The sequence below is a fragment of the Geothrix fermentans DSM 14018 genome, assembly GCF_000428885.1.
GTDB lineage: Bacteria > Acidobacteriota > Holophagae > Holophagales > Holophagaceae > Geothrix > Geothrix fermentans.
Map to the genome: position 1 here is coordinate 1 of NZ_AUAU01000026.1, position 26714 is coordinate 26714.

Here is a 26714-nt window from a genome sequence, read left to right on the forward strand (position 1 = left end):
TGGACCCGAGGCCGTTTCTCCGTCATCTCCGGCTCCAGCCTTTCATCTTGCGAACATGGGGCTGAGCTTGGCCGATAAGCAGGTCCTGTTAATCCATCTTTCAATCCTGTTAATCCTGTCCATGCCTTGAAAAGCTCAGCGGCTGAAGAACGGATCCAGGATGACGGCGGCGGTGAGGACGAGGGCGAAGAGGTTGATGTTCATGAAGACCCGGCGATAAAGCGGGGCGTCCTGGCCCTCCCGCAGCAGCGGCAGGGAGCCGGCGATGAGCCAGACCGCGCCCAGGCCCAGCATGGCCTGCGAAGGCCAGGACGTGAGCACCCGGAAGAGGGGCAGCAGGCCGCAGGCGGCGGCGGTGCCGCAGGTCCAGGTGAAGGTGAGGCGCGACAGGCGCGGCCGGCCGAAGACCGAGACCAGCGTGGGGAAGCCCGCCTTCTCGTAGCCCTCGGCGTGGAGGCCCACCAGCAGCCAGAAGTGGGGCACCTGCCAGATGAAGAAGACGAAGGCCAGGGCCAGGACCGAGGGATCCGCCACGCTGCCGCCCGCGGCGGTCCAGCCGATGGCCGGGGGCAGGGCCCCGATGAGCGAACCCGGCACCACCGCGAAGGGGCTCACGCGCTTGAGGGGCGTGTAGAAGCCGTTGTACCAACCCAGGGCCAGGGCCCCCAGCAGGGCGGAGGTGAGGTTGTGGGCGGCCAGCAGCACCAGGAAACCGGAGACGGCGAGGATCACCGCCACAAGGGTCGCCCGGCCCGCGGTGATGTCGCCGTGGGGGATGGGCCGGCCGGCGGTGCGGGGCATCATCGCATCGTAGCGGCGCTCCTGCACCTCGTTGAGGGCGCTGCTGCCCATGGCGAGGAGCAGGATGCCGAGCAGCGTGGTGATCAGCCCGGCATCCGCCCCGCGCAGGAAGGCCACGTAGCCCGCCGCCGCCGTGAAGGTGGAGGCCCCGGAGATGCGCAGCTTGGTCAGCTCCAGGAAGGTCGAGACCGGACTGGGTTTGGGAAGGGCCACGGTGGCTGCGCTCAATGGGACTCGCTTGAAGGATGTGGCAGGGTTGGGACTTCTTAATAGCGGAACACCGAGGACACAGAAGGCTCGCAGGGAGGCACAGAGGAAAAAGCAAAGCGATTTGTTTCTGCTCCTTTTCAGTTCTCTGTGTCCTTTGTGCGATCTCCGCGTCCTCTGTGTTCCGCTTTTCTTAGTTCAAAGTCTTGATGTAGCGCACGACCTCGCTCAGTTCCTGCTCCGTCATGGGCGTCTGGGGCATGGCGGGCGGATAGCCGCGCACCACCTGCTCCATCGGGTTGGTGATGGCCCGGCGGAGGTAGGCCTCGTCCACGGTGACCTGGCGCATGGCGCCGGCCACGAGGACCTCCTCCTGCCGGCCGTAGAGGGCCTTGAGGGTGGGGCCCACCTTGGGCTTGCCGTCCACGGAGTGGCAGGCGAGGCAGCCCTTGGAGGTGAGCACGGCGAGGCCCGGGGGAAGGTCCTTGAGGTCCGGGTGGGCCTCCGCGGCGCGGAGGGCCTTGCCGGGCTCCGGGGCGTCCTCGCCGCCGAAGTACCAGGCCTTGAACTCGTCCTCGGGCACCACGATGACCTTGCTCAGCATGAGGCTGTGGTCCACGCCGCAGATGACCGTGCACTCGATGTCGTACGAGCCCAGCTTGGTGGCCTGGAACCAGGTGGTGTTGGTGCGGGCCGGCACGGCGTCGATCTTGAGACGGAAGGAGGGGATGAAGAACCCGTGCACCACGTCGGCGCTGTGGACCTCCATCTTCATGGGCTTGTTGATGGGGGCGAAGAGCACCTTGCTCTTCTTGCCGTTGGGGTATTCGAAGGACCAGCTCCACTGGCGGGCCGTGACCTTCACGGCCATGGCGTCGCGCGGGGCCTGGCGCATGTACTCGTAGTTGGTCCAGCCGTAGTAGAAGATCGTCAGGAACAGGACGAGGGGGATGCTGGTCCACAGGAGCTCGAGGCCCAGGTGGCCCTCGATCTGCTCGGCCACGGGGTGGCGCTTCTTGCTGTAGCGCACCACGAAATAGATCATCAGGGCCGTGATGAAGATGAGGAACGCCACGGATAGGCCGAACACGTAGAAGAAGACCGCGTCGGACTTCTGGGCCGAGAGGGCGGCTTGGTTCATCCAGTCCATGGGTGCCTCAGTGGAAAGCGACGTCGGAGAAGAGCAGGGCGAAGAAGATCAGCAGCGTGCCCAGGGTGACCAGGACCACAATCTTGAGCAGCGGCCCCTCGTACTTCAGGTGCATGAAGAAGTAGAAGACCAGGCCCGCCTTGAGGGGGGTCAGCGTGAGCAGGCCCCAGACGGCATAGGTCTGGCCCAGGTGGCTGACGCCCACCAGGGCGCCCGTGAGGATCAGCAGGGCCACCCAGACCTTGATGAAGGTGCCGTAGCCGGGGTGCTCGGCGTGGGCTTCTGTGGAATGGATGGTTTCACTCATGGGGGTTCCTCAAACCGAGCATCCAGCTTGGCTGGAAGCGAGGTGGGGGGCACGGGGGTGTGCGCACAGCGCGGGACCCCCGGAGAGCATCAGGCGGCGAGATAGAACAGGGGGAGGAGGAAGATCCAGATCACGTCCACCAGGTGCCAGTAGAGGCCGCCGTTCTCCAGATGCACGTAGCGGTCCTGACGGATGCGGTCCGTGGCCACCCACCAGAGCATGACGCCCAGCACCGAGAGCCCGGCGATGACGTGGAGCCCGTGGAGGCCGGTCATGGTGAAGTAGAGGCCGAAGAACACCTGCTCCCCCGGGGGCAGCGTGGCCAGATGGGGGGCGTTCGGGTAGAGGCCGTGGTGGAACTTGGCGGCCCACTCGAAGGACTTGATGACCAGGAAGGTGAGGCCCAGACCCAGGGTGGTGCCCAGGAAGGCCATGGCCCGCTTCTTCTCGGCCCGCTGGATGGCCACGATGGCGAGCACCACCGTGAGGCTGCTGGTGAGCAGCACGAGCGTGTTGATGACGCCCAGGGTGGCGTTCAGTTCCATGCCGCCGTGGTGGAACTCGATGGGGTACTTGTACCGCATGTACGAGTAGCCGATGAAGAGGCCGCCGAAGAGGACGATCTCCGTCACCAGGAACAGCCACATGCCGAGCCGGGCGCCGAAGTCGTCGCGGTGGACGTGCTCACTCATTTGGACTCCTGCTCGAAGTGGTAGGGGCCGTGGGTGATGGTGGGGATGGTCTCGAAGTTCTCCAGGGGGGGCGGGCTGGGGATGGTCCACTCCAGGGTCACGCCGCCCCAGGGATTGTCCTCGGCCTTCCCGCCCTTGAAGAGCGCGTAGAGCAGCGCACCGAAGAACATCAGGAGGCCCAGCACCAGGAACCAGCTGCCCACGGTGGCCACCACATGCATGGTGTGGAACTGGGGCAGGTGCACGTAGTAGCGGCGGGGCATGCCCATCATGCCGAGGATCAGCATGCCGAAGTAGAGCATGTTGAAGCCGATGAACATGGGGAACCAGGAGGCGTAGATGGCCTTCTTGGAGTACATCTTCCCGAACATCTTGGGGAACCAGTAGAGCAGGGCCGCGAAGAGGCCCATGCCGGTGCCGCCGAACATCACGTAGTGGAAGTGCCCCACGATGAAGTAGGTGTCGTGGATGTGCACGTTGATGGCCAGGGCGCCCTGCATGACGCCCGTGAGGCCGCCGATGGCGAAGAGGAAGATGAAGGTCAGCGCGAAGAGCAGGGGCGGCTGGAAGTCGATGCTGCCCTTGTAGAGGGTGGCGACCCAGTTGAAGACCTTGATGGCGCTGGGCACGGCCACGATCATCGTCAGCAGCGAGAAGACCATGTTGGCCACGCTGCTCATGCCCGAGGTGAACATGTGGTGGGCCCACACCAGGCTGCCCACGCCGGCGATGGCCATGCTGGAGAAGGCGATGGCGCCATAGCCGAAGATGGTGCGCTTGGCGAAGGTGGGGATGATCTCGGTGATGGCGCCCATGGCCGGCAGGATCATGATGTAGACCGCCGGGTGGGAGTAGATCCAGAAGAGGTGCTGGTAGAGCAGGGGATCGCCGCCCTTGGCGGGATCGAAGATGCCGATGCCGAAGAACCGCTCCAGGATCACCAGCACCAGGGTGATGGCCACGATGGGGGTGGCCAGCAGCTGGATCCAGGAGGTGGAGTAGAGGGCCCAGCACATGAGGGGCATGCGGAACCACTTCATGCCCGGGGCCCGCAGGCGGTGGATGGTGGTGATGAAGTTGATGCCCGTGAGCATGGACGAGAAGCCCAGGATGAAGGCGGCGAACACCGCCAGGCTCACGTTGGTGCCGGTCTTCAGGCTGAAGGGGGCGTAGAAGGACCAGCCGGTGTCCGGAGCGCCGCCGCCCGTGAAGAGGGACAGCACGGCGAGGATGGCGCCGGCCATGAAGAAGTACCAGGAGGCCAGGTTCAGCCGCGGGAAGGCCACGTCCTTGGCGCCGATGAGGATGGGCAGGAAGAAGTTTCCGAAGATGGCCGGCAGGCCCGGGATCACGAACAGGAAGATCATGATCACGCCGTGAACCGTGAACAGGGCGTTGTAGGTCTGGGCTGTGATCAGGTGCTGGAAGGAGGTCAGCTGGACCAGGCGCATGACGAAGCCGATGCCCATGCCCACCAGGAAGAAGGCGATCATGGAGTAGAGGTAGAGCACCCCGATGCGCTTGTGGTCCGTGGTGGTCAGCCAGGCCATGAGGCCCTTGCGCGAGCCCGTGTCCACCAGGTAGCTGGGCTGGGGTTGGGCGGTGGCGGCGTGGGTGGTCATTCGGCCTCCTGGGACTTGGGCTTGCGGCCCCGGCGGATGAGGACGGCCACGTAGATCAGCGCCGCCAGGATGATGACGGTGGCGCTGATGGCCGTGGTGTTCAGGACGTACTTGCGCCCCGCCGGGTCATAGCTGAAGCAGAACTTCAGGAACTTGTTGATGGTGGGCTGGGCCTCGCCCCGCCCGGCCTCCTGGGCCGCCAGCTGGAGGTCCGCCGGCAGGTAGGTGACGCCGTACATGTACCGGGTGACCTTCCCCTGGGGGCTGAGGAAGATGATGGCGGCGGCATGCACGAAGTCGTCGCCCACCTGCTTGAATTTGAAGCCCACAGCATCGGCCAGGGCGCGGCTGGTGGCATCGGGGCCCGTGAGGAAGCGCCAGGCGGCCGGAGGGAAGGGGCGGGTGAGCTCGCCCAGGTAGTTGGTGCGCTTCTGGGCCGCCATCTCCGGCGTGTCCCGCCCGTCGAAGCTGACCGTGATGACCTGGAAGTCCTTGCCGGGGTCGGCTTGGGTGCGGTTCAGCACCTCGACCACGCCGTTGAGCTGGGGGGTGCAGATGCCGGCGCAGCGGAAGTAGTTCAGGGTCAGGATGGTGGGCTTGTCGATGAGCTGGCGGAGCGTGACGGGGCTGCCGTCCTCGGCCTTGAAGGCCAGGTCCAGGGGCACGGAGGCGCCCAGCTTCTCGTCGATGCCCACTTCCTGGGGCGTGAAGGAGGGCGTGGCCGGGCCTTCGACAGGCCGGGGAGCCGGGGCCGGGGGCGGCGTGGGGGCCTGGGCCTGGGCGGGAGCGCAGAGGAGCGCCGCGGCCAGGGCCAGGGACGAAAGGGTGACGGGGATCTGGCAGAGGTTCATGGCCGGCCTTCCGGGTGGGCTTCGGCGTACTCGCGGCAGAGGAGGTCCACGGCGCGGGAGACGGGGATGCGGTTGGGGACCACCTCGCCGGCGCTGGCGAACAGCTTCTCCATGGCGGCGAGGGCCTTGGGATCACTGGCGCCGTGGTCGAAGGCGCCCAGGGACTGCACCACGTGGACCAGGGCCATGCGGTCCCGCTTGGAGAGGTCCGTGTAGGCCACCATGGAGCTGCCCTTGATGCCCTCGTTCAGGGTCTTGTAGATGTCCTCGACCCGGGTGCCGTTCTTCCAGCCCGCGCTCTGGGTGAAGTTGCGGGGCGTGGGGTTGAGGCCCTTGCCGCCGGGACCGTCGCCCTTGCCGTCGGGTCCGTGGCAGGTGGCGCAGGTCTGGGCGTAGATGGCCTTGCCCCGGGCCATGAGGGCCGGGTTCGGCGTCATCACCGTGGCGGGGTCGATGGGCGGGATGACCTGCCGGGCTTGGGCGGGGTACTCCGTGGGGTCCAGCCAGCCCGTCTCGCCCTGCACGGCCTGCACCGGGGCCCCGGTGGTGGCCGTGTGGGCCTGGTAGCGCAGGCCGGGCAGCACGGTGAAGCCGAAGAAGGCGGCGATGAAGATGAAGCAGACCACCACCAGGAGGGCGGAGAGGAGGCGCTTCAGCTCGTCGGGGGAGAGGTAGTCGTGGATCTTCATAGACGGAACTCCAGGCCCTCGCGCAGGAAGGGGTCGCCGGCCGGCATGTCCTCGCCCTTCTGCATGGCGCCGCGGATCCACAGGAGGATCCCGCCCAGGAAGAAGAGGGCGAAGCTGAGCTCGGGCCAGGAGAAGCGGGGGCTGGCACCGAGGATGGGGAAGATGAGCCAGTAGATGTCGAGCGTGTGGGCGCCGAGCATCAGGTAGGCCACCCGGCGGAGGCGCCGGGGGTCCTTCTTCGCGTCCCGGGTCACCAGGGCGAAGAAGGGCAGGACGAAGTGCAGGCTCGCCAGGGCGATGGTGATGAGCCGCCAGGCGCCCTGGAGCCGGACCTTGTACCAGATGACCTCGTCCGGCAGGTTCGCGTACCACATGAGCATGTACTGGGCGAAGCCGATGTAGGACCAGAACACCGTGAAGGCGAAGAGGAAGCCGCCCAGGTTGTAGAGGTGGTCGCCCTTCACGCCCTCCAGCCGCCCCTCGTCCTGGAGGTGCAGGACCGAGAGGGACGTGGCCGCCAGGCCACTGAGGAAGGCCCCGGCGAAGACGTAGACGCCGAAGATGTCGCTGTACCACTCAGGCGTCAGGCCCGACAGCCAGTCGAAGGCCACGAGGGTGATCACGAGGGCGAAGATGGCCATGAAGGCGGGCGCGAACTTGCGGGCCTTGAAGTTGAAGGCGGGATCCTTGGTGGTGTCCTGCCTGAGGGAGCCGCCCACCAGTACCCAGAGGCCCAGGATGCAGAGAGCCAGGGCGATCACCGTGCGCACGGAGAAGAAGGGCAGGCTCAGCCAGAAGGCCTTGCCGGCCAGGATCGGGTGGTGGGCCGCCTCGGGCCGGGTGCCGGGGTAGAGCACCGGCAAAGCCGCCAGGGCGATGAGGCCCACGGGGACCGCGGGGATCAGCAGGGTGGCCAGGCGCTCGGGGATGCGCCGCACGGGCACGCTCCACTTGGCGTTGACCAGGTGCTCGAGGGCCACGATGAAGAGCGAGCCCAGGCCCAGGGTGAAGAGCAGCACGAACCAGAGGATCCAGTTGGCCCAGAAGCGCTCGGGGCCGGCAGAGGCATAGGTGCCGAGGACGCCCAGGGCGCCCAGGGCGACGGCACCCCAGAGCCAGGAGGAGGGCAGGTTGGAGGTGTTCTTGTTCGGGCTCATCGGGTGGCCACCTTCAGGTCCTCGTCCTTGGCGTTCTGGGCGCGCTGGAGGGCGCGCACGTAGTGCACCACGGCCCAGCGCTCCTGCTCGGAGAGGTAGGGGGCGTGGGAGGGCATGGCGTTCTTGCCGTTCACGACGGCCCAATAGATCTTGCCGTCCGGGTAGTCCAGGAACTGCTGGGCCTGCAGGTTGGCGGGCTTGGCGCCGTAGGCGGCCGTCAGGCTGCCCACGCCGGTGCCGACGGCCCCGTGGCAGACCTCGCAGCGGTTCGTGTAGACCTTCTTTCCGAGGGCGAAGACCTCCTTCGTGCGGGGCAGGGGATTCACCAGCGAGGCGGCCTCATCCTGGGTGCCCGTGGCCGTGGGCAGGTGCCCCCGGGCCACGGTGCCCGCCACGGGCTGCTGCATGCCGTGGCCGTCCTTGAAGAAGCTGGAGGGCTTCTGCGCGTTGAGGCGGGGCTGGTCCTGCATGTTGGCCATGGGCTTGAGCAGGGGGAACCACTTGGTGGCGAAGTACATCGCCAGGCCCGCCACCAGGCAGGCGACGAAGATGCCGCCGAGGGCCCGCAGGATGTTGTCGCTGGTGAGGAAGGGGCTGCGGTCCGGGGCCGGCAGGGCCTCGACCTCGATGGCGCCGGCGGCCCGGAGGGCCATGGCCGCCCCGGCGCTGTCGAAGGCTTCGTCTTCGGCCTCCACGGCCAGGACGTAGCGGTCGCGGGTGATGCCCTTGATGGACTTGGACGACAGCACCGGATGGCCGAAGAAGGGCAGCTTGTTCAGCAGATGCAGCATCCCCAGGCCTGCGGTGAAGGTGGCGAAGAGCACCGTCACCTCGAACATGATGGGGATGAAGGCCTCCCAGGAGCCTGCGCCCTTGCCGCCGGTGATGATGGGGTAGTCGATGGCGCTGATCCAGTACTGGAAGCCCAGGGCGGTGAGCGCGCCGATGATGCCCATGACCAGTACCATGCCGCCCAGGGGCGACTTGCGGAGGCCCAGGGCCTCCTCGATGCCGTGGATGGCGTAGGGCGTGTAGGCCTCGACGGTGCCCAGCTTGGCGGCCCGCACCTTGGGGATGGCCTTCATCAGGGCATCCGGGGTTTCGAAGACGCCCAGGACGGAGAAGGATCGGTCGGACATGGGGGCCCCTTCGGCCGCGAAGGCCGTCTCAGGCATGGCGCCGGTCCCGGAGGCGGACGTGATCTCAGGCATGGTGGTCGTCTCCATGGTGAGAGGGCTGGGCGTCCGGCAGGATCGCCTTCACCTCCGTGGTGGCGATGACCGGCAGGACCCGGGCGAAGAGCAGGACCAGGGTGAAGAAGATCCCGAAGGTGCCCAGGAGGACGCCGAAGTCCACGATGGTGGGTTTGTAGATGCGCCAGGCCGAGGGCAGGAAGTCCTGGTGCAGCGAGATCACGATGATCACGAAGCGCTCGAACCACATGCCGATGGTCACCCCGATGGCCACGAGGATCATCCAGAAGTAGCTGGCGCGGGCCTTCTTGAACCAGAGGATCTGAGGGATGAGGATGTTGCAGCTGATGGTGACCCAGCCGGCCCAGCCGTAGGTGCCCGTGATGATGTTCATGAAGCCGTGGTGGAGGTACTCGTTCATGGAGTACCAGGCCGTGAAGCCCTCCATCAGGTAGCTGTAGCCCATGATGCAGCTCATGGCGAGGATCACCTTGTTCATCACGTCCAGGTGGCGGTCGGTGATGAGGTTCTTGAGCTCCATGGTCTCGCGCACGACCACCAGCACCATCACCACCATGGCGAAGCCGGCGAAGATGGCGCCCGCCACGAAGTAGGGTGGGAAGATGGTCATGTGCCAGCCGGGCACCACCGAGGTGGCGAAGTCGAAGCTCACCACCGAGTGCACGGAGAGCACCAGGCCCGTCGCCAGGCCCGCCAGCAGCAGGTAGGCCTTCTCGTAGTGCTGCCAGTGGGCGGCGGCGCCGCGCCAGCCCATGGCCAGCACGGTGTAGAGGAGCTTCCGCAGCTTGCTGGTGGTGCGGTCGCGCATGGAGGCGATGTCGGGGATGAGACCCAGGTACCAGAACATCAGGGACACGGAGAAATAGGTGTTCACCGCAAAGACGTCCCAGAGCAGGGGCGACCGGAAGTTGGTCCAGAGGGCCCGCTGGTTCGGGTAGGGGAAGAGCCAGTAGGCCAGCCAGGGGCGGCCCACGTGGATGAGGGGGAAGATCACGGCGCAGATGACGGCGAAGATCGTCATGGCCTCGGCGAAGCGGGCGATGGCATTGCGCCAGCGCTTGCGGAAAAGGAAGAGGATGGCCGAGATCAGCGTGCCGGCATGGCCGATGCCCACCCAGAACACGAAGTTGATGATGTCGAAGGCCCAGAACACGGGGCTGGTGTTGCCCCAGGCGCCGATGCCGAGGTAGAACGTGTAGCCGATGCTGACCACGCCGATGAGGGCGGCGGTCAGCGTGATGGCCAGGGCGATGTACCACCGCCTGGGGGGCTTGGTCTCAGGGAAGGCCAGCACCTGGTCGTCCAGGCTGCCGGGCGTGACCTTGCCCACTGTGAGCGCCGGCTCGAGCAGGCCCTCCGGGATGTCGCCGGCGGACGTGGCGGCATCAAGCTTCATGGTGACCTCCCACGGGTGCCTCGACGGCGGGGTTCTTTAGATCGGCCAGGTAGGTGATGGCGGGCTTCACGCCCAGCTCCTCGAGCACCTTGTAGGCGCGGCTGGCGGCCACCAGCTGGGAGACCTTGCTCTTGGGGTCCTTCAGGTCGCCGAACACGATGGCGTCCGAGGGGCAGCCGGCCATGCAGGCCGTGGTGATCTCGCCGTCGAGGATGGCGCGGCCCTCGCCCTTGGCGCGGATCTTCACGTCGTTGATGCGCTGCACGCAGAAGGAGCACTTCTCCATGACGCCGCGGGGGCGGACCGTGACCTCGGGGTTGTAGGCCAGGGTCTCGGGCTCGGTCTTGTAGGCGGTGTACTCGAGGAAGTTGAAGCGCCGCACCTTGTAGGGGCAGTTGTTGGCGCAGTAGCGGGTGCCCACGCAGCGGTTGTAGGCCATCTGGTTGAGGCCCTCGGAGCTGTGGTTGGTGGCGTTCACCGGGCAGACGTTCTCGCAGGGGGCGTTGTCGCAGTGCTGGCAGAGCATGGGCTGGTGGACGACCTTGGGGTTCTCCAGCTCGCCCTCGTAGTAGCGGTCGATGCGGATCCAGTGCATCTCGCGGCCGCGGGCCACCTGCTCGGGGCCCACCACGGGCACGTTGTTCTCGGACTGGCAGGCCACCACACAGGCGGAGCAGCCGGTGCAGGCGGCCAGGTCGATGACCATGCCCCACTTGTGATCGGGGAACTTCTGGTCCTCGTAGAGGGTCACCAGCTCGGGCATGTGGTGGTGGCCCTTCGGGTTGTGGGCGAACTCGTCCATGGTGAGGGAGCGGACGAGGTCGCGGCCCTCCATGCGGTGGTGGCTCTGGGTGCGGGACAGCTCCTTCCGGCCGCCGGCCTTGGCCAGCTTCGCGCCCGCGCGCACGTGGGCGCTGGCAGGATCCAGGCCCGCCAAGGGGAAGGCGTTGGCGCCCACGCCCTTTGCCACGCCGCCGGTGGTGCGGCCGTAGCCCAGCGCCAGGGCGAGCACGCCCGCGGCCTGGCCGGGCTGGATGACGGCGGGCAGGCGCAGGGTGGCGCCGTCCAGGGAGAGGGTGACCAGGTCGCCTTCTTCGAGGCCCAGGGCCTTGGCGTCCTGCACGGAGACGGCCACGGGGTTGTCCCAGGTCATCTTGGTGATGGGGTCCGGCGTCTCCTGGAGCCAGCTGTTGTTGCCGTGGCGGCCGTCGTGGGTGGCGAAGCCGGGGAAGAGCACCAGCTCCAAGCCGTCGGCCTTGGAAGCGGCGGCCCTCTTCGCGGCGGGGGCCACGGAGGCGCCCTTGAAGGCCCCCCTGATGGACAGGTAGGCGGCCTTCTCCTCGACCTTCACGAGGCCGTCGTGGAGGGCCTGCTCGAAGGTGACGCCGAGGGGCAGCTCCTTCTTCCATCGGGCCTGGAGGTAGGCGTGGTAGCTCTCGGGGACATTGGCGCCCAGGGCCTTGAGGGCCCCCAGGAGGATGTCCTCGCCCTGGCGGGTATCGTAGAGGGTGCCGATGGCGGGCTGCTGGAGCACGGCGGCGCCGGGGGTGCTGAAGTCGCCCCAGCTCTCCAGCCAGTGGCTCTCGGGCAGCAGCAGGTGGCACTGGGCGGCGGTCTCGTCCTCCACCTGCCCGATCCAGGCGCGGACGGGCACCTTGGCCACGGCGTCCTTCCAGGCGGCGGCCCTGGGGAAGGTGTAGGCGGGGTTCACGTCCCAGAAGATCGCGGCGGCGTAGGCGCCGGCGGCCATCTTCTGCGCGGTGGCCTCCAGGTCCTTCACGGTGGCCAGGGGCTCGGCCGCACGGACCGTCACGGCCTCGGAGCCCAGCATGGCGTTGAGCAGGTGGGCGGCCTGGTGGGCCTCGGCGGGCATCTGGGCGCCGCAGAGCACCACGGCGTTGCGGCCGGCGTGCTGGAGGTCCTTCACCAGGCTGGTCCAGGTGGCAGGCGGAATTCCCGCGGGCGTGCCCGCAGGAATTCCGGACAGGTCGGAGCCGGCGGGCAGCGAGATACCCTTGGTGCTCAGCTCTTTCGCCAGCGCGAAGGCGATGGCGCCGAGCCGGGAGGGGGAGACGGGCACGCGCTGATCCGCGTTGGTGCCGGTCAGCGTGAGGGGACCCTCCAGGACCCACAGCCGGTTGATGGATTCATTCGCGCTTTTCAGCCTGCGCTTGGCGCCCCAGGCGCCAAGCGCCTCCGGATCCTCGCCGTTGAGGAAGTCCGCCCCGAGCGACAGGATGACCTTGGCCTTGTCCAGCCGCGGCTGCAGATCCACGGCCTGCCCGTAGCTGGCCAGGGCGGCCACCTCGGCGGCGTCGCCGGTGGCGGGTTCGACCGCCAGGTGCTCCAGGGTGGGCAGGGCGGCCTTGAAGTCCGCCAGCAGGGCCTTGCGGCTGGGGGAAACCACGGCGCCGGAGACCAGCAGCACGGGCTTGCCCGAGGCCTTGGCCTCCTTCAGGGCGCCGTGCAGCTTCGCCTCAGCCTCGGCCCAGCCGACGACGCGGCCCTCGGCCTTGGGAGCGCGGAGGCGGTCCGGATCGTAGAGGCGCAGCACGTCAGCCATGACGCGGGGGCTGGTCTTGCCCTTCACGCCGGGGTGCTCGTCGTTGCCCGTGAGGTGGATGGGGCGGCCCTCGCGGGTCTTCACCAGCACGGGGTAGACGCGGCGGCCCTCGTGGGTGGCGCTGGCGTAGTAGTTGGCCACGCCGGGGATCACCTCCACGGGGCGCTTGGTGTAGGGCACCACGGTGCCCTGGCCCATGCGGTCGCAGGCCACGGTGGCGGCCAGGGCCGCGGCGGCACTCACCAGGCCCAGGAAGTCGCGGCGGGAGACGCCGCTCTGGGGAGGCAGGCCATGGACGTCGTCGTAGTTGGGGCCGGCCGGAACGGCGCCCGGCAGGAACTCGTCGTGGGCCGCCTGCTGGGCCTCGGGCGTCTCGATGCGCTCCTCGAGGGTTCGCCAGAAGCGCGGGGTCTCGAGGGGGCCGTGTTCGGGGAGTCGTGTCTTCATCGGGTCATCCGCGGCGCTTGATGGCGTGTTCAGGGGTGGTGACGGGGATGCGGAGGGGGGCCGGAGGGGTCTCCGGAGGGGCCTCCCGGCCTGGCGGGAACACGAGGCCCAGGGCCTCCCGGCCCAGGAGGAAGGGGCCCGCCACCAGGGCGGCGGCGCGTTCGAGGAGCGGCTTGCGGGTCTCGTCGGCCATCGTCGGATCCCCCCGGCCTAGCGGTGGCAGGCGGCGCAGTTCTCGGCGCCCCTGGTGATCTTGGAGCCCGCCGGCAGCGCGGCATGGGGGTCCCGGTGGCAGGCCAGGCAGTTGCCCATGCGCATGCCCATCTCGCGGGTGACCACCTTCATGGTCTGCACCTCGCCGTGGCAGCTCTGGCAGGTGATGCCCGCGTTCACGTGGGGCCGGTGGTCGAAGAAGACGTGGTCCGGCAGGGTGTGGATCCGCTGCCAGGCCAGGGGGGCCCCGGAGTTGGCGATCTGCGTCAGCTTCTGGATGGCGGGGCTGTCGGTCTTGGTGACCTTGTGGCAGCCCATGCAGAGATCCACGCTGGGAATGCCCGCCGTCCGGGACTTCTCCACGCCGGAGTGGCAGTACTGGCACTGCATGCGGAGGGTGCCGGCGTGCAGCTCGTGGGAGAAGGGGATGGGCTGCTCGGGGGCGTAGCCCTTGGCGAAGCGGTCCGGCTGGGTGAACCAGCCCACGGACAGGACCGTGAGAAGGACCGCCACGGCCCCCGCCGGCAGGACGAAGCGGAACGCCTGATCGAATCGGTGCATGCACAACCCCATGGAAAGCGCTGTCTCACGAAGGGAGCGGGAGGGCCATCGGGAACAGGTGGGACGGGTGACGCGGCCGGGTATGGAGGGTGTGGTCGCGGAGATTCTGGCACGCACGGGGACCGGGGAAGCAGATTCCCCGAAATCCGGCGCCTCCGCCCGGGAGTGTCGGTGGGATGTTGTCCTGGACAATGATTGGGCAGCATCCGGAACCAGGGGCTGGGCCCGCTGGGGCGACCATGTGATGAGTTGTGTCGCAGGTCACGATCATAGATCAATGGACCTGTATTGTTTACCTATTTTTTCTGAGGAAGTTGCAGACATTTAGGGGATTTAAGGGTGCTCTATCTTGACCAGCCTGGACAGGGCGATTTCCTCCAGGGCCGGTGCTGATGCTCCCTGCCCCTCGCCTCCGGTGGCGGGGGAGGCAGGCCGGGGGCCGAGATTCCTTCCCAGAACCTCTCCTTTGCCAATGATTTCGGAACTTTCCGATGGATCCCCTACCGGGGCAGGCCCATCCAGGGGAGGAGAAGGCCCAGCCGGAGGAACAGCTCCCCCACGCGCTCGACCGGCAGGCCCATCACGGTGGAGAAGCTGCCCTCCACCCCCTCGATGAAGAGGGCCCCGATGCCCTGGATGGCGTAGGCCCCGGCCTTATCCATGGGCTCGCGGGTGCCCACGTACCAGCGGATCTGTGCTTCCGTGAGGGGGCGGAAGACCACCTGGGCCGTGTCCACGAAGCTGTGGCTGTCCCGGTCGCGCTGGAGGCAGAACCCCGTGTGCACCTGGTGGGCCCGCCCCTGGATGAGGGTGAGCATCCGCACGGCGTCTTCCACGTCCACGGGCTTGTTCAGGGTGTGATGGTCCACGGCCACGGTGGTGTCCGCGGCCATGACCCAGCGGCCGGGGTGGCGCTGGGCCACCACCTCCGCCTTCAGCTCCGCCAGGCGGAGCACCAGGTCGCCGGGCTCCTCGTCCAGCAGGGGCGTCTCGTCCACATCCGGGACCTGGATCTCGAAGGGGATGCGCATGGCCTCCAGCCAGTGCCGGCGGCGGGGGCTGCTGCTGGCGAGGACGAGGGGCTGCAGGGTGGTTTCGGGCAGGCCGGGCCGGGTCTCGTTCACCGCAGGCCCCGCTGCTCCAGTTCGGCGGTCCCCACGCGCATGTGGAAGCTGTCGATGTCCTGGCCCAGGCGGAAGCCGAAGCGGGGGTAGAAGTTCGCCGCGTCCCGGGTCTCGAGCACGTAGCGCTGCACCTCTCCCGCCCAGGGATGCCGCAGGGCCCACTTCACCAGCTCCGTGGCGACCCCCTGGCCCATGAGGTCCCGGGCCGTGACCACGTCGTAGAGCTTGGCCTCGTAGGCGTGATCGGACCAGAGCCGGGTGGCGCCCACCAGCCGGCCCCCCCGGTGACCCTCAGGCACGAGCCGGGCCGTCAGGAGGCGGGAGCAGGCCAGCAGCCGCCGCCACTGCCCGATGGTGCGATCCGCGGTCCAGTAGACTTCCTCCGCCTGGAAGAAGATCTGCAGCTCGCGGGGATCCACACTCCAGGTCTCGTCGAAGAAGGCCACGGTGCCGGATGGCGTCAGGAGCGGCTCGGGTACGAGGAGATCACGGTCCATCAGGCCTTCCGGGGCAGAGCCTTCAATCCTAACAGCAGGGCCAGGAGAGCCATGAGGCCCGGCAGCAGCCAGGCCGAGCGGGCGGGCGTGCGGACGGGCCGCCAGCGCAGCTCCAGGGTATAGGCGCCCTCGCTGAGGGGCTCGCCCCACAGCTCGAAGCGGCCGTCCTCGCGGAAGAGGCCCGACTTCCCCGTGAGCGTGGCCCGCAGCAGGGGCACGCCCAGCTCCGGCGCCCGCAGGCGGATCTGCGCCGCGTGCAGGTCCGTGGCGATGCTGCGGTCGAACCAGCCGTCGTTGGTGTGGTTGCTCAGGAGGTCGGCGCGGCCCAGCTCGAAGCCCCGGCGGGTGCGCTGGGGCAGGAGGGCCTCGCTGCAGATGAGGGGATGCACCCGCAGGTCGCCGCTGGGGGTGGGCACTGCGAAGGCGCAGCCCTCCTGAAGCACACCGGCCTCCTGGGAGACGAAGCCCATCTTCGCGTCTATCCACCGCCGGAAGGCCGCGGGCCCAGGCGTGCGCTCGCCGAAGGGCATGGGCTCGGTCTTGGCGAAGATGAACGCTGGCCGGCCCGCGGCCTCGCCCCGCACCAGGTTGTAGGGACCACCTTCGGTGCCGTAGAGCCAGGCCAGGCCCCGGGAGGCGGCCTCGGCGGAGAGGCGGGGATCCGGATGGCGGTCGTCCCGCCCCAACACGGAGCTCTCAGGCCAGAGCAGCAGGGTGGCCCGTCCCTTCCCGGGCCAGCCCTGGGCCTTCAGCAGCGCGTCGCTGCGCCGCCACATCTCGGCCTCCATGCCCAGCCAGCGCTCGCCCGCCCGGAAATTGGGCTGGACCATGGCCACGTCCAGGGTCCGTTCCGCCTCCCGCGGCAGCAGGTACCAGGCCCCGCCCAGCAGGGCCAGCAGGCCCACGGCGAAACCGGGGCCCGCCAGCGTCCGGCGCAGGGGGGCATCCCCCGCCAGGCAGGCAGCCGACCAGGCCCCCGCCCCCCAGGCCAGGGCCGACAGGCCCGAGGCACCCAGGAAGGCCGCCGCGCGCGCGGCCCAGGGCAGGGCGCCGAAGGCGGCGCCCCAGGTCCAGGGGTAGACGTGGAAGCCGAAGGTCTCCCAGGCCATGAGCAGGAAGCCGGCCGCGCAGGCCGCGGACAGGGCCCCCAGGCGCCGGAAGGCCCAGCGCGAGCCCAGAGCCACCAGCCAGAGCCCGGTGGCTTCCCAGAGGCTCAGCAGGACCATCCCCAGCCAGGCCAGACCGAGGGGAAGGCCGCCCTTGGAGGCCAGGGTCTGGGGCACCCACACATAGAGGAGGAGGAGGCCCGCCAGGATGGCCGCCCAGGTCCAGGCCGCGTGCCGCCCCTTGAACAGGCCCTCCAGGAGGAGGAGGGGGAAGAGCAGGGCCATGACCGGCTCCAGCCAGCCCCCCAGGGCGCCGGGGAAGCGGAAGGCCAGCACGAAGATCCCCGCCAGGACGGCGGTTTCGAGGGGGCGGAGCAGCCAGCCGCGGGTCAACGCGACGTCCCCCGGTCCAGCCTCCGTGCCGCCTCGTAGCACGCGATGCCCGCGGCCACGGCGGCGTTGAGGCTCTCCACGCCCTGGATGGGGATGGCGAGGCGCCGCACGGCCGCCGGGAGGGCCACGCCCTGCCAGCCGTGCCCCTCATTGCCCACCCAGAGGCGCAGGGGCTCGGAGAGATCGACCTCCGCCAGCGGCACCGAGCCAGGGCCGCCGTCCAGGGCGTACCAATGGCCGGGATCCGGCTCCAGCCGCTCCGTGCGGCGCAGGGGAAGGAGGAAGGCCGCGCCCATGCTGCCGCGCAGGGTCTTCGGGTGGAAGGGGTCCGCGCAGCCGGGACCCAGCAGCACCTCCTGGAAGCCGAAGGCGGCAGCGCTGCGGAGCACGGCGCCCAGGTTGCCCGGATCCTGGATGCCCCAGGCGCCGAGGACCCGGCCGGGCAGGGGTCCCGCTGGCTCTGGGCCCAGGTCCATCAGCAGGGCGTGATCGGGGGGGCTGCCGGCCTCCGCCAGCTCCCGCATGAGCGACTCGCCCAGGATCTGGGCCTCGACGCCAAGGACCGCTTCCAGGGGATGGGGATCGGTCTGTTCGAGCCTCAGCCAGAGGGCTGGGCGCAGGCGCTTTCCCGCAGCGGTCTGTCGAGCCTCAGCCCAGGCCTCGATGAGCTTCGCCCCCAGCAGGACCGTGGCTCCGCGCCGGGCGCCCCCCGGCCGGAGGCGGGCCAGGAGGTCCTTAAAGCGCGGATTGGCCTTGCTGGTGAGGGTGGGCATGGAATGGATCAAACGGTGATGTATTAGACTAACCGCTCCATCCGGCCTTTCTTTCCATCCCTCTGCGCCTTTCCAGGAGCATCGATGCAACCCTTTGTCCCCTCCGACCAGAACCTGCGGGAGTTCTCCCTGCGGGCGGTGCTCATCGGCCTCGTCATGGCCGTGGTGCTCGGCTCCGCCAACGCCTACCTCGGGCTCAAGGCGGGCATGACCATCGCCGCCACCTACCCGGCGGCGGTCATCGGCATGGCCCTCATCAAGCTGATGAAGGGCACCATCCTGGAAGAGAACATGGCCCGCACCGTGGGCAGCATCGGCGAGTCCGTGGCCGCCGGCGCCATCTTCACCATCCCGGCCTTCGCCATCAGCGGCATCTGGCCCAAGTTCTTCACCGCCGGGCACTACCTCACCAGCTCCCTGATCATGTTCGGCGGTGGCGTGCTGGGCATCATGTTCGTGGCCCTGCTCCGCCGCGTGATGGTGGAGGATGCGGAGCTGCCCTACCCCGAGAGCGTGGCCGCCGCCGAGATCCACAAGGCTGGCGCCCGCGGGGGCAGCGGCACCACGTTCCTCTTCGGCGCCATGGGCCTCGGCGCGGTGATCCAGGCCCTGGTGAAGATCCAGATCTTCGCCACCACCTGGGAGAAGTTCGTGGCCTTCAAGACCACGGCCATCACTCTGGCGGCCGGCTGGAAGGCCAAGGTCATGGGCGGCATGCTGCTCAGCTCCCCCGGCATCAGCCCCGCCTACATGGGCGTGGGCTACATCATCGGGCCCAAGCTCGGCGCCCTGAACTTCTCCGGCGGCATCCTGGCCTGGGGTCTGCTGGTGCCCATCATCACCTACTTCCTGGCCCCCGGCGTCCTGCCTGAGAACGCCGCCAACGGCGACTGGATCGCCCTCTCCTACGCGGTCTGGAAGTTCATCGTCCGCCCCATCGCCATCGGCGGCATGCTCGTAGGCGCCGGCTTCACCCTCTTCAAGATGCGCAAGAGCCTGGGCGCGGGCCTGGCCCGCTCCGTCTCCGACGTGAAGAAGGCCGCCGGCGGCGAGCACGTGGTGGACCGCGTCAACAAGGACCTGCCCTTCACCAACGTCCTGGTGGGCATCCTCTTCGCCGCCGCCGTCACCTTCTTCGTGACCTGGAAGATCTTCGGCGTGGGCGCCCTGACCTCCTTCGTGGCGGCCCTGGTGATGGTCATCCTCGGCTTCTTCTTCGCGGCCATCAGCGGCTACCTGGTGGGCATCATGGGCTCCAGCAACAACCCCATCTCCGGCCTGACCCTCACCGCGCTCGTCGTGACCGCCCTGGTCATGGTGGTGCTGGGCGTGAAGGGCCAGGAGGGCGTGGCGGCCGTGCTGGGCGTGGCGGCCATCGTCTGCGTGTCCGCGGCCGTCGCCGGCGAGATGCTCCAGGACCTCAAGGCCGGCCACATCCTGGGCGGCACGCCCTGGCGCATGGAGATGGGCGACATCCTGGGCGTGGCCCTGGCCTCCGTGGTCCTCTTCCTGCCCCTGATGATGCTCCACGAGGGCGACATCAAGGCCCAGTCCACCAAGCGCATCGCCGAGCTCACCGCCCAGCAGGTCCAGGTGGTCACGGCCCCTGACGGCAAGGCCTACTCGCTGGATGAAGTGAAGCAGCTGCCCGCCGACCAGAAGAAGGCCGTGCTGAACCTGGACGCCGGCTTCGGCTCCAAGCAGCTGGCGGCGCCCCAGGCGGGCCTCATGGCCCTGCTCAGCCGCGGCATCGTGGAGGGCAAGATGGCCTGGCCGCTGATCATCGTGGGCATGATGATGGGCTTCGCCTTCATCCTCATGCAGGTGAAGAGTCCCATGCTGGTCAGCGTGGGCATGTATCTGCCGCTGGAGACCACCTTCGCCATCTTCCTGGGCGGCCTCATCAAGGGTGCTGTGGAGATGGCGGGCGCCAAGCGGGGCTTCAACGATGCCCAGAAGGTGCGCGTGGAGAACAACGGCGTGCTCCTGGCCGCCGGCCTCATCGCCGGCGAGGCCCTGGTGGGCCTGCTCTTCGCGTCCTTCGCCTTCTTCGAGGTGAAGTACGAGCTGGTGAAGGATCCCGGCATGTTCTGGATCAGCCTGCTGATCCTGGCGGGCATCGCCGTCTACCTCATCCGGGTGCCCCTGGCCAACGCCGGCGAAGCCGACGAGCCCGCCCCGCCCAGCGCGAATTTCTAGGCCACTGACTTTTCACCACGAAGACGAGAAGACCACGAAGGATGAGCTTTTCTTCGTGGTCTTCTCGTCTTCGTGGTTCATTCTTTTGGTTTGAGAGTCCCGAGCATGAACGCGTTTCCTGATGACACCTTCCTGGGCCTCGTGCCCGCCCAGGCCGTGGAGGCAGAGCCCGGGGAGGGCGATACGGTGGTGCTGATCCGCCCGAAGATCCTTTCGCCGCGCTGGGCCTGGCTGCTGAAGCTGATGAAGCGGCCCCACTTCCGGGTGAAGCTGGATGCCCGGGGCACGGCCCTGTGGCGGGCCTGCGACAGCGCGCGCACCGTGGCCCAGGTGATGGAGGCCATGGCCCGGGCGCACCCCGGCGAAGCCGATGCCGGCTTCCGGGCTGCCCTCTTCCTCCGGGAACTGGCCCGGGGCGGGTTCGTGCGCCTGTCCTAAGACCTGTTTCCGCCCCAGGAAAAGCGATACAAGCGGAGGAGGCTGAAGAGCGGTGGAAGCGAGGTTGTTTTACTCCGCTTTCCTCCGCTCTTCCGCAATCCTCAGCTTAGGGATGTCTTTGTCTTTTCCCATCGCCGGCCCTGGATGGCGGGGACAGGACCTAGACTGGATGGTGGAGGCGTTTCCCATGGCCAGGCAGGTGAAGCAGGGTGGCCAGGTCCTCACCCGCCAGCGGGCGAAGGTGAAGGAGCCCGGCCTGTGGAAGGTGCTCCTCCACAACGACGACTACACCACCCAGGAGTTCGTGGTGTGGCTGCTGAAGACCGTCTTCCGCAAGGCGGAGCCCGAGGCCACGGCCATCATGCTGGCGGTGCACAAGGCCGGCGTGGGCGTGGCGGGCGTCTACACCCGGGACGTGGCCGAGACCCGCGCCGAGCGCGGCCGCCAGCTCGCCGAACGGGAGGGCTTCCCCCTGCTGCTGACCGTGGAGGCCGAGGATGCCTGAATCGCCCCAGATCAGCGCGGACCTGAACCAGGGCTTCCAGCGGGCCTTCGAGCTGGCCAAGGCGCGGCGCCACGAGGACGTGGCGCTGGAGCACCTCCTGCTGGCCCTCCTGGACGACCCTCACGCGGCCCGGTCCCTGAAGGGCTGCGGCGTGAAGCTGGACGGCCTCCGGCGCGACCTGGAGGCGGCCCTGGAAAAGCTGTTCGAGCCAGTCCCCGAAGGGGAGGAATTTCAGCCCCACAGCACCCTGGGCTTCGTGCGGGTGGTGGAGCGGGCCCTGGTCCACGCCTTCAGCGCGGGGCAGAGGGAGGTCCGGGGCGGCGAGCTGCTGCCGGCCTTCCTGGAGGAGGAGGCCAGCCACGCCCGCCACCTGCTGGAGAAGCACGGCGTGAAGCGGCTGGCCCTGCTCAAGGTGCTGAGCCACGGGCCCGCGGCGGCGAAGGCCAAGCCCTCCGCGAAGAAGCAGGTGGAGGAGGAAGAGGAAGAGGGCACCGTGGCCGAGCATCCCCTGGAGGCCTACGCCACGGACCTGGTGACCCGGGCTTCGGCGGGTCGGCTGGATCCCCTGGTGGGCCGCGAGGCCGAAATCACCCGCATGGCCCAGGTGCTCTGCCGGCGCCGCAAGAACAACCCCCTGCTGGTGGGGGAGCCCGGCGTGGGCAAGACCGCCATCGTGGAGGGCCTGGCCATGCGCATCCACGAGGGGAAGGTGCCAGAACCCCTCAAGGCGGCGCGGATCTTCGCGCTGGATCTCGGCGCCCTCCTCGCCGGAACCCGCTACCGGGGCGACTTCGAGGAGCGTCTCAAGGCTGTGTTGAAGGCCCTGGCGGAGGAACCAGGCGCCATCCTCTTCGTGGATGAGCTGCACACCCTGGTGGGCGCGGGCGCCACCAGCGGCGGCGCCATGGACGCGGCCAACCTGCTGAAGCCCGCCCTGGCCTCGGGCGACCTGCGCTGCATCGGCGCCACCACCTTCCAGGACCTCAAGGGCTCCCTGGACCGCGACCGGGCCCTGTCCCGCCGCTTCCAGGTGGTGGAGGTGAGCGAGCCGGCCACGGCCGATGCGCTCGCCATCCTGGAGGGCCTGAAGGCCTCCTACGAATCGCACCACGGCGTGAAGTACTCCAGCGAGGCCCTGGAAGCCGCCGTGCGCCTGGCAGCCAAGCACCTCACGGACCGCAAGCTGCCGGACAGCGCCCTGGACGTGGTGGATGAAGCGGGCGCCGCCCAGAGGCTGCTGCCGAAGAAGGCGCGTGCGAAGCAGGTGGGCCCGGCAGAAATCGAGGCCGTGGTGGCCCGCATGGCGCGAGTGCCAATGGCCTCCGTGTCTGCGGACGACCGGGAAGCTTTGCATACGCTCGAAGCGCAGCTTCGAGCGCAGATCTTCGGCCAGGATCCCGCGTGCGAAGCCGTCGCCAGCGCCATCAAGCTGGCCCGGTCCGGCCTGCGGGACCCGCTGAAACCCATGGGCTGCTTCCTCTTCGCCGGGCCCACGGGCGTGGGCAAGACGGAGCTGGCCAAGCAGCTGGCCAAGGCCCTGGGCATCGCCTTCCTGCGCTTCGACATGAGCGAGTACCAGGAGAAGCACACGGTGGCCCGGCTCATCGGCGCGCCGCCCGGGTATGTGGGCTACGAGGAGGGCGGCCTGCTCACGGATGCCGTGCGCAAGCAGCCCCACGCCGTGCTGCTGCTGGATGAGCTGGAGAAGGCCCACCCGGACCTCTTCGGCATCCTGCTGCAGGTGATGGACCACGCCGCCCTCACGGACAGCCACGGCCGCAGCGCGGACTTCCGCCACACGGTGCTGGTGATGACCACCAATGTGGGCGCGCGCGAGCTCTCGGCCCGGCAGGTGGGCTTCGCCGAGGCGGGCGGGCGGCGCTCGGCCACCGGCACCATCGAAAAAGCCTTCAGCCCCGAGTTCCGCAACCGGCTCGACGCCATCCTCCAGTTCGCGCCCCTCGGGAGGCCGGAGATGGAGCGCGTGGCGGACAAGCACCTCCGCGAGTTGGAGGAGCAGCTCAAGGAGAAGCGCGTCAGCCTCGCCTGTACGCCCGCCGCCCGCGTCTGGCTGGCGGAGAAGGGCTATGACCCGGCCTTTGGCGCCCGCCCCATGGCCCGGCTCATCGAGCGCGAGCTGCGCCGCCCCCTGGCGGAGGCCATCCTCTTCGGCCCCCTCGTCAAGGGCGGAAAGGCCGCCGTGGACCTCAAGGACGGCCGGCTGTGCCTGTCTTTCGGCTGACGAAGGCCCTGGTCTTCCCGGACCCGGAGCTGGCGGAGGACGGGCTGCTGGCCATCGGCGGCGACCTCGGCGTGGAGCGCCTCCTGCTGGCCTACCGCAGCGGCATCTTCCCCTGGTACGGTGAAGGCGATCCCCTGCTCTGGTGGTCGCCGCCGGAGCGGGCCCTGCTGCGTCCCGGCCACCTGCACCTCTCCGTCCGCACTCGCCGGAGCCTGCGCCACCGCCCCTTCGAGGTCCGCTTCGACACGGCCTTCGAGCAGGTCATCGGGCACTGCTCCGCTGTGCCGCGCCCGGGCCAGGACGGCACCTGGATCACGCCAGAGATGCGGGAGGCGTACATGGGGCTGCACCGTGCGGGCCATGCCCACAGCGTGGAGGCCTGGCGGGATGGCGAGCTGCGGGGCGGCCTCTACGGCGTATCCCTGGGCCGGGCCTTCTTCGGCGAGAGCATGTTCAGCCTCGAACCCGGAGGCCAGCCGCGCGGCCCTCCAGAGCCTGGACGCGCGCCTGAAGGCCTGGAATTTCGCCCTGATCGATGGCCAGCTGCCCCATGAGGGGCTGATGGGCTATGGCTTCCAGTGCGTGCCCCGGGCCCTGTTTCTGGAGGAGCTGGCCGACGCGCTGCGTGGGGCGGGGAGGACGGGGTCCTGGGAGTGCCTGTAGGGACATGAATGAATCCCGAGATTTCGAGGCGGGAAGGGGGCCGGGGACCTATGGTGGGTGCGGGAGCATTTCAGCTTCCCCGGCCTTCCATGATCAAGCGAACCCCCCGTTCCTGGCTCAACACCCTCTTCCTCTTGGGGACGCTGGCCTTGGCCCTGATCTGCGTGCCCTGGAAGCTGGCGGCGCAGGGCCTCCGCTGGAGCGAAGTCGTGGTGCTGCTGGCCATGTACACGGCCACCGGTCTCGCCATCACCATCGGCTACCACCGCCTCTTCAGCCATCGCGCCTTCCAGGCCGCCTGGCCGGTGCGGCTTGCGGTGTTGCTTCTCGGCGCCGCGGCCTTCCAGAACTCCGCCATTGCCTGGTGCAGTGATCACCGCCATCACCACCGCTTCGTGGACGACCCCGCGCGCGATCCCTATCCGGTCAAGCGGGGCTTCTGGTACGCCCACTGGCTCTGGGTGATGGAAGGCGGAGAGCGTCCCTTCGATGGTGTCGCCGACCTCCTGCGGGATCCCCTGCTGCGCTGGCAGCGCCGCTATCACTTCTGGATCGGCGGTGTGGTCGCGGCCCTGCCGGTGCTGGTGGTGGGCTGGGCGACCGGGAACCTCGTGGGTCAGTTGGTCATGGGCCTGCTGCTGCGCATCGTGCTGACGCACCACAGCACCTTCCTCATCAATTCCGCTGCCCACTGGTTCGGCCGCCAGCCCTACTCGGACGCCAGCAGCGCCCGCGACAACGCCCTGCTGGCGCCCTTCACCTTCGGCGAGGGGTACCACAACTTCCACCACATGTGGCAGTGGGACTACCGCAACGGTCCGCGCTGGTACCAGTGGGACCCGGCCAAGTGGCTCATCGCCGCCGGCGCCTGGGTGGGGCTCACCCGGGGGCTGCGCCGGGTGCCGGCCACGGAGATGCAGCGCGCCCGCGTGGCCATGGAGGCGAAGCGCCTGGCCACGCATCTGGCCCGGGGCTTCCCGATGGGTGCCCTTCAGGCCAGGTCAGCTCTGGAGGCGGCCCATGCACGGCTGGACGCGGCTCTTGCGGCCTTCCAGGCCTGCCTTGATGCGTGGCGGTTGAAGCAGGCGGGATGGCACCAGATGGGCCTGGCCAAGGCTGAAGCCTGGCGTGGGGCACGGGCGGAATGGAAGACCCAGCGCGCCCGCTACCGCTGTGATCTCCGCGAGGCCTGGACCGCCTGGAAACAGGCGCGGCTGGTGGCGCGGCTGGTGGCGCGGCGGCAGCCTGCGGCCTGAGCTGCCCTCCGGGGAGTGCCCGGAGAGAAGCGCCGAGACCATGGGATCACGCGTGGGCCTGCTGGGCGGCCGGTGGCGGGCGCCGATCCTCCCGACCCTGGCTCCGTCCGGGCGCAGGGAATGGAGGGGAATTCGCGTCCGGGACCGTGGATGGGGCCGGCCGCCGCGACCCTACTCGATGGGCAGGCGTCCCTGGCCCATGCGGATGATGGCGGGCACGTGGAGGTCGTCGTTGCCGCCGGGCAGCTCGCCGCTGGGGGTGGGGGCCTGGGGCAGGAGGCGGGTGGGCGTGGGGCCCTGGGGCTCGCCCGCGGGCACCTCGCCGTAGACGCGGCCGCTGACGCCATTCGCGGGGAGCACGGCCTGGCCATCCGCCGGCACGACCAGCGCGGTGGAGCTGGCGGGAAGGACGGCCTCCAGGGGGATGCCCAGGTGCAGGCTGTCCCGGCGGCCCTTCTGGAGCTCCTCCTCCCCGTCGAAGCCGCTGGCCAGGATGGTGACCAGGACGCGGTCCTCCATGCCTTCGCCCTCCACGGTGCAGGCCTTGATGTCGGGCCGGCCGCTGTAGTGGTCCTGGAGGTAGTTCATGGCGGTCTCGATGGCCGTGGCCTCCATGACCTCCCAGTCGGCGGTGATGGACACCATGACGTTGGCAGCGGCGCCGGTCTGGGCGCGCTCCAGCAGGGGGCAGGCCAGGGCCTTCTTGAGGGCGTCCATGACGGCGTCCTCGCCGCGGCCTGCGCCGGTGCCGATGAGGGCCTCGCCGCCGTTGCGGAGCACGGCCTCCACGTCGGCGAAGTCGCCGTTGATGATGCCGGGCTTGAGGATGAGGTCCGCGATGCCGCGCACGCCTTGGATGAGCACGCCGTCCGCCACGCGGAAGGCCTCCTTCATGGTCACCCGCTTGTCGCAGACGGTCTTCAGCCGCTCATTGCTCACCACGATGACCGTGTCGGCGGTGCTGCGCAGGTTGTTCAGGCCCGAGAGGGCCAGGTCGCCCTTCTTGCGGCCCTCCCAGGCGAAGGGAGTGAGCACCACGGCCACGGTGAGGGCGCCCAGCTCCCGGGCGAAGCTGGCCAGCACCGGCGCCGCGCCCGTGCCCGTGCCGCCGCCCATGCCGCCGGTGATGAAGACCATGTCGGCGCCCTGCAGGGCCGCCAGCACTTCCTCGCGGCTCTCCTCGGCGGCCACGGCGCCGCGCTCGGCATTGCCGCCCGCACCTAGCCCCCGGCTGCTCTGGGGCCCCAGGGGCAGCTTGAGGTGGGCCTTGCTCATGGACAGGCTCTGTTGGTCCGTGTTCATGGCGATGAACTGCACGCCAGTGACGCCGCTCTCGATCATGCGGTTGATGGCGTTGCAGCCCGCGCCGCCCACGCCGAGCACCTTGATGTTGGCGCCGGGCAGGCTGTGGGGGCAGGGGAGGAAGGGGGTCTCGGTCATCGGAACTCCCGATTGGGGGACGAGGGATTCGGAAGGATTCACCACGGAGACGCGGAGGAACAGATGGAGAAAGGCACGGAGAAAGACATGAGGGGGGCCGTCGAAAGGGTTTGCAGTGGCGATGAAGTCCAGGAGGAAGATGGAGGGCGAGGGGGGCTCGCGTAAGAGGTACCAGGTCTTTTCTCCGTGGTTTTCTCTGAGTGGTTCT

The 26714-nt window shown here is 68.8% G+C and carries 23 protein-coding genes and 1 pseudogene; 6 read left to right on the forward strand and 18 right to left on the reverse strand.

Features of this window, described 5'->3' with window-relative positions:
- Positions 1-135 precede the first annotated feature (135 nt).
- The 17 genes from G398_RS19620 to G398_RS19640 all read right to left on the reverse strand — a co-directional run bounded on the left by G398_RS19620 (position 136) and on the right by G398_RS19640 (position 17763).
- On the reverse strand, positions 136-1014 hold the full coding sequence (locus G398_RS19620) for a protoheme IX farnesyltransferase (protein WP_052571731.1): 879 nt from the start codon (positions 1012-1014) through the stop codon (positions 136-138).
- A gap of 187 nt (positions 1015-1201) precedes the next feature.
- The gene (gene coxB, locus G398_RS0109130) at positions 1202-2158 is read right to left on the reverse strand and encodes a cytochrome c oxidase subunit II (protein ID WP_052571732.1); all 957 of its coding nucleotides are present in this window, start codon (positions 2156-2158) and stop codon (positions 1202-1204) included.
- Positions 2159-2165: 7 nt separating this feature from the next.
- Positions 2166-2465: a cytochrome C oxidase subunit IV family protein gene (locus G398_RS0109135; protein ID WP_026853377.1), complete on the reverse strand. Its 300-nt coding sequence runs from the start codon at positions 2463-2465 to the stop codon at positions 2166-2168.
- 89 nt (positions 2466-2554) lie between these two features.
- Positions 2555-3157, reverse strand: coding sequence for a cytochrome c oxidase subunit 3 (locus G398_RS0109140; RefSeq protein ID WP_026853378.1), 603 nt, complete (start codon positions 3155-3157; stop codon positions 2555-2557).
- Complete coding sequence (locus G398_RS0109145) at positions 3154-4779, reverse strand: cytochrome c oxidase subunit I (RefSeq protein ID WP_026853379.1); 1626 nt, start codon at positions 4777-4779, stop codon at positions 3154-3156. The genes G398_RS0109140 and G398_RS0109145 overlap by 4 nt, the downstream gene beginning before the upstream one ends.
- Positions 4776-5630 carry an SCO family protein gene (locus G398_RS20765; protein WP_052571733.1) on the reverse strand — a complete coding sequence of 285 codons (855 nt, stop codon included), beginning with the start codon at positions 5628-5630 and terminating at the stop codon, positions 4776-4778. The genes G398_RS0109145 and G398_RS20765 overlap by 4 nt, the downstream gene beginning before the upstream one ends.
- Positions 5627-6319 (reverse strand): c-type cytochrome, encoded by a 693-nt coding sequence (locus G398_RS19625; protein WP_052571734.1) that lies wholly within the window; start codon positions 6317-6319, stop codon positions 5627-5629. The genes G398_RS20765 and G398_RS19625 overlap by 4 nt, the downstream gene beginning before the upstream one ends.
- Positions 6316-7476 (reverse strand): hypothetical protein, encoded by a 1161-nt coding sequence (locus tag G398_RS0109160; protein WP_052571735.1) that lies wholly within the window; start codon positions 7474-7476, stop codon positions 6316-6318. Before G398_RS0109160 ends, G398_RS19625 begins: the two co-directional genes overlap by 4 nt.
- The gene (locus G398_RS19630; protein WP_052571736.1) at positions 7473-8687 is read right to left on the reverse strand and encodes a quinol:electron acceptor oxidoreductase subunit ActD; all 1215 of its coding nucleotides are present in this window, start codon (positions 8685-8687) and stop codon (positions 7473-7475) included. The genes G398_RS0109160 and G398_RS19630 overlap by 4 nt, the downstream gene beginning before the upstream one ends.
- The gene (gene nrfD, locus G398_RS0109170; protein WP_052571737.1) at positions 8680-10086 is read right to left on the reverse strand and encodes an NrfD/PsrC family molybdoenzyme membrane anchor subunit; all 1407 of its coding nucleotides are present in this window, start codon (positions 10084-10086) and stop codon (positions 8680-8682) included. The genes G398_RS19630 and nrfD overlap by 8 nt, the downstream gene beginning before the upstream one ends.
- On the reverse strand, positions 10076-13096 hold the full coding sequence (locus tag G398_RS17420; protein WP_052571739.1) for a TAT-variant-translocated molybdopterin oxidoreductase: 3021 nt from the start codon (positions 13094-13096) through the stop codon (positions 10076-10078). Before G398_RS17420 ends, nrfD begins: the two co-directional genes overlap by 11 nt.
- A 4-nt stretch (positions 13097-13100) precedes the next feature.
- On the reverse strand, positions 13101-13289 hold the full coding sequence (locus G398_RS0109180) for a hypothetical protein (protein WP_026853382.1): 189 nt from the start codon (positions 13287-13289) through the stop codon (positions 13101-13103).
- 17 nt (positions 13290-13306) lie between these two features.
- Positions 13307-13870 (reverse strand): cytochrome c3 family protein, encoded by a 564-nt coding sequence (locus tag G398_RS0109185; RefSeq protein WP_026853383.1) that lies wholly within the window; start codon positions 13868-13870, stop codon positions 13307-13309.
- 500 nt (positions 13871-14370) lie between these two features.
- On the reverse strand, positions 14371-14994 hold the full coding sequence (locus G398_RS0109190; RefSeq protein ID WP_211229069.1) for a Maf family protein: 624 nt from the start codon (positions 14992-14994) through the stop codon (positions 14371-14373).
- Positions 14991-15491, reverse strand: a complete 501-nt coding sequence (locus G398_RS19635) for a GNAT family N-acetyltransferase (RefSeq protein ID WP_052571740.1) — start codon at positions 15489-15491, stop codon at positions 14991-14993. The genes G398_RS0109190 and G398_RS19635 overlap by 4 nt, the downstream gene beginning before the upstream one ends.
- A complete protein-coding gene (lnt, locus tag G398_RS0109200; protein WP_026853385.1) occupies positions 15491-16990 on the reverse strand; it encodes an apolipoprotein N-acyltransferase in 1500 nt (499 codons plus the stop codon). Before lnt ends, G398_RS19635 begins: the two co-directional genes overlap by 1 nt.
- Entirely contained in the window at positions 16987-17763 is a 777-nt protein-coding gene (locus G398_RS19640) for a TrmH family RNA methyltransferase (RefSeq protein WP_052571743.1), read from the reverse strand. The genes lnt and G398_RS19640 overlap by 4 nt, the downstream gene beginning before the upstream one ends.
- 84 nt (positions 17764-17847) lie before the next feature.
- Between G398_RS19640 and G398_RS0109210 the strand changes: the two genes are divergently transcribed.
- The 6 genes and pseudogenes from G398_RS0109210 (at position 17848) to G398_RS19645 (ending at position 25066) form a co-directional block, all read left to right on the forward strand.
- Positions 17848-19962: an OPT family oligopeptide transporter gene (locus G398_RS0109210; protein WP_026853386.1), complete on the forward strand. Its 2115-nt coding sequence runs from the start codon at positions 17848-17850 to the stop codon at positions 19960-19962.
- Between the two features lie 105 nt (positions 19963-20067).
- The gene (locus G398_RS0109215; RefSeq protein WP_026853387.1) at positions 20068-20400 is read left to right on the forward strand and encodes a PqqD family peptide modification chaperone; all 333 of its coding nucleotides are present in this window, start codon (positions 20068-20070) and stop codon (positions 20398-20400) included.
- Between the two features lie 187 nt (positions 20401-20587).
- Positions 20588-20905 (forward strand): ATP-dependent Clp protease adaptor ClpS, encoded by a 318-nt coding sequence (locus G398_RS0109220; RefSeq protein ID WP_026853388.1) that lies wholly within the window; start codon positions 20588-20590, stop codon positions 20903-20905.
- Positions 20898-23147 (forward strand): ATP-dependent Clp protease ATP-binding subunit ClpA, encoded by a 2250-nt coding sequence (gene clpA / locus G398_RS0109225; RefSeq protein WP_026853389.1) that lies wholly within the window; start codon positions 20898-20900, stop codon positions 23145-23147. The genes G398_RS0109220 and clpA overlap by 8 nt, the downstream gene beginning before the upstream one ends.
- Positions 23129-23810: pseudogene (aat, locus tag G398_RS17435) on the forward strand (leucyl/phenylalanyl-tRNA--protein transferase). The gene clpA and the pseudogene aat overlap by 19 nt, the downstream one beginning before the upstream one ends.
- Positions 23811-23899: 89 nt before the next feature.
- Positions 23900-25066: an acyl-CoA desaturase gene (locus G398_RS19645; RefSeq protein WP_052571745.1), complete on the forward strand. Its 1167-nt coding sequence runs from the start codon at positions 23900-23902 to the stop codon at positions 25064-25066.
- A 171-nt stretch (positions 25067-25237) separates the two neighbouring features.
- On the opposite strand, the gene ftsZ is transcribed toward G398_RS19645, so the two are convergent.
- The gene (gene ftsZ / locus G398_RS17445; RefSeq protein WP_052571747.1) at positions 25238-26506 is read right to left on the reverse strand and encodes a cell division protein FtsZ; all 1269 of its coding nucleotides are present in this window, start codon (positions 26504-26506) and stop codon (positions 25238-25240) included.
- Positions 26507-26714 lie beyond the last annotated feature (208 nt).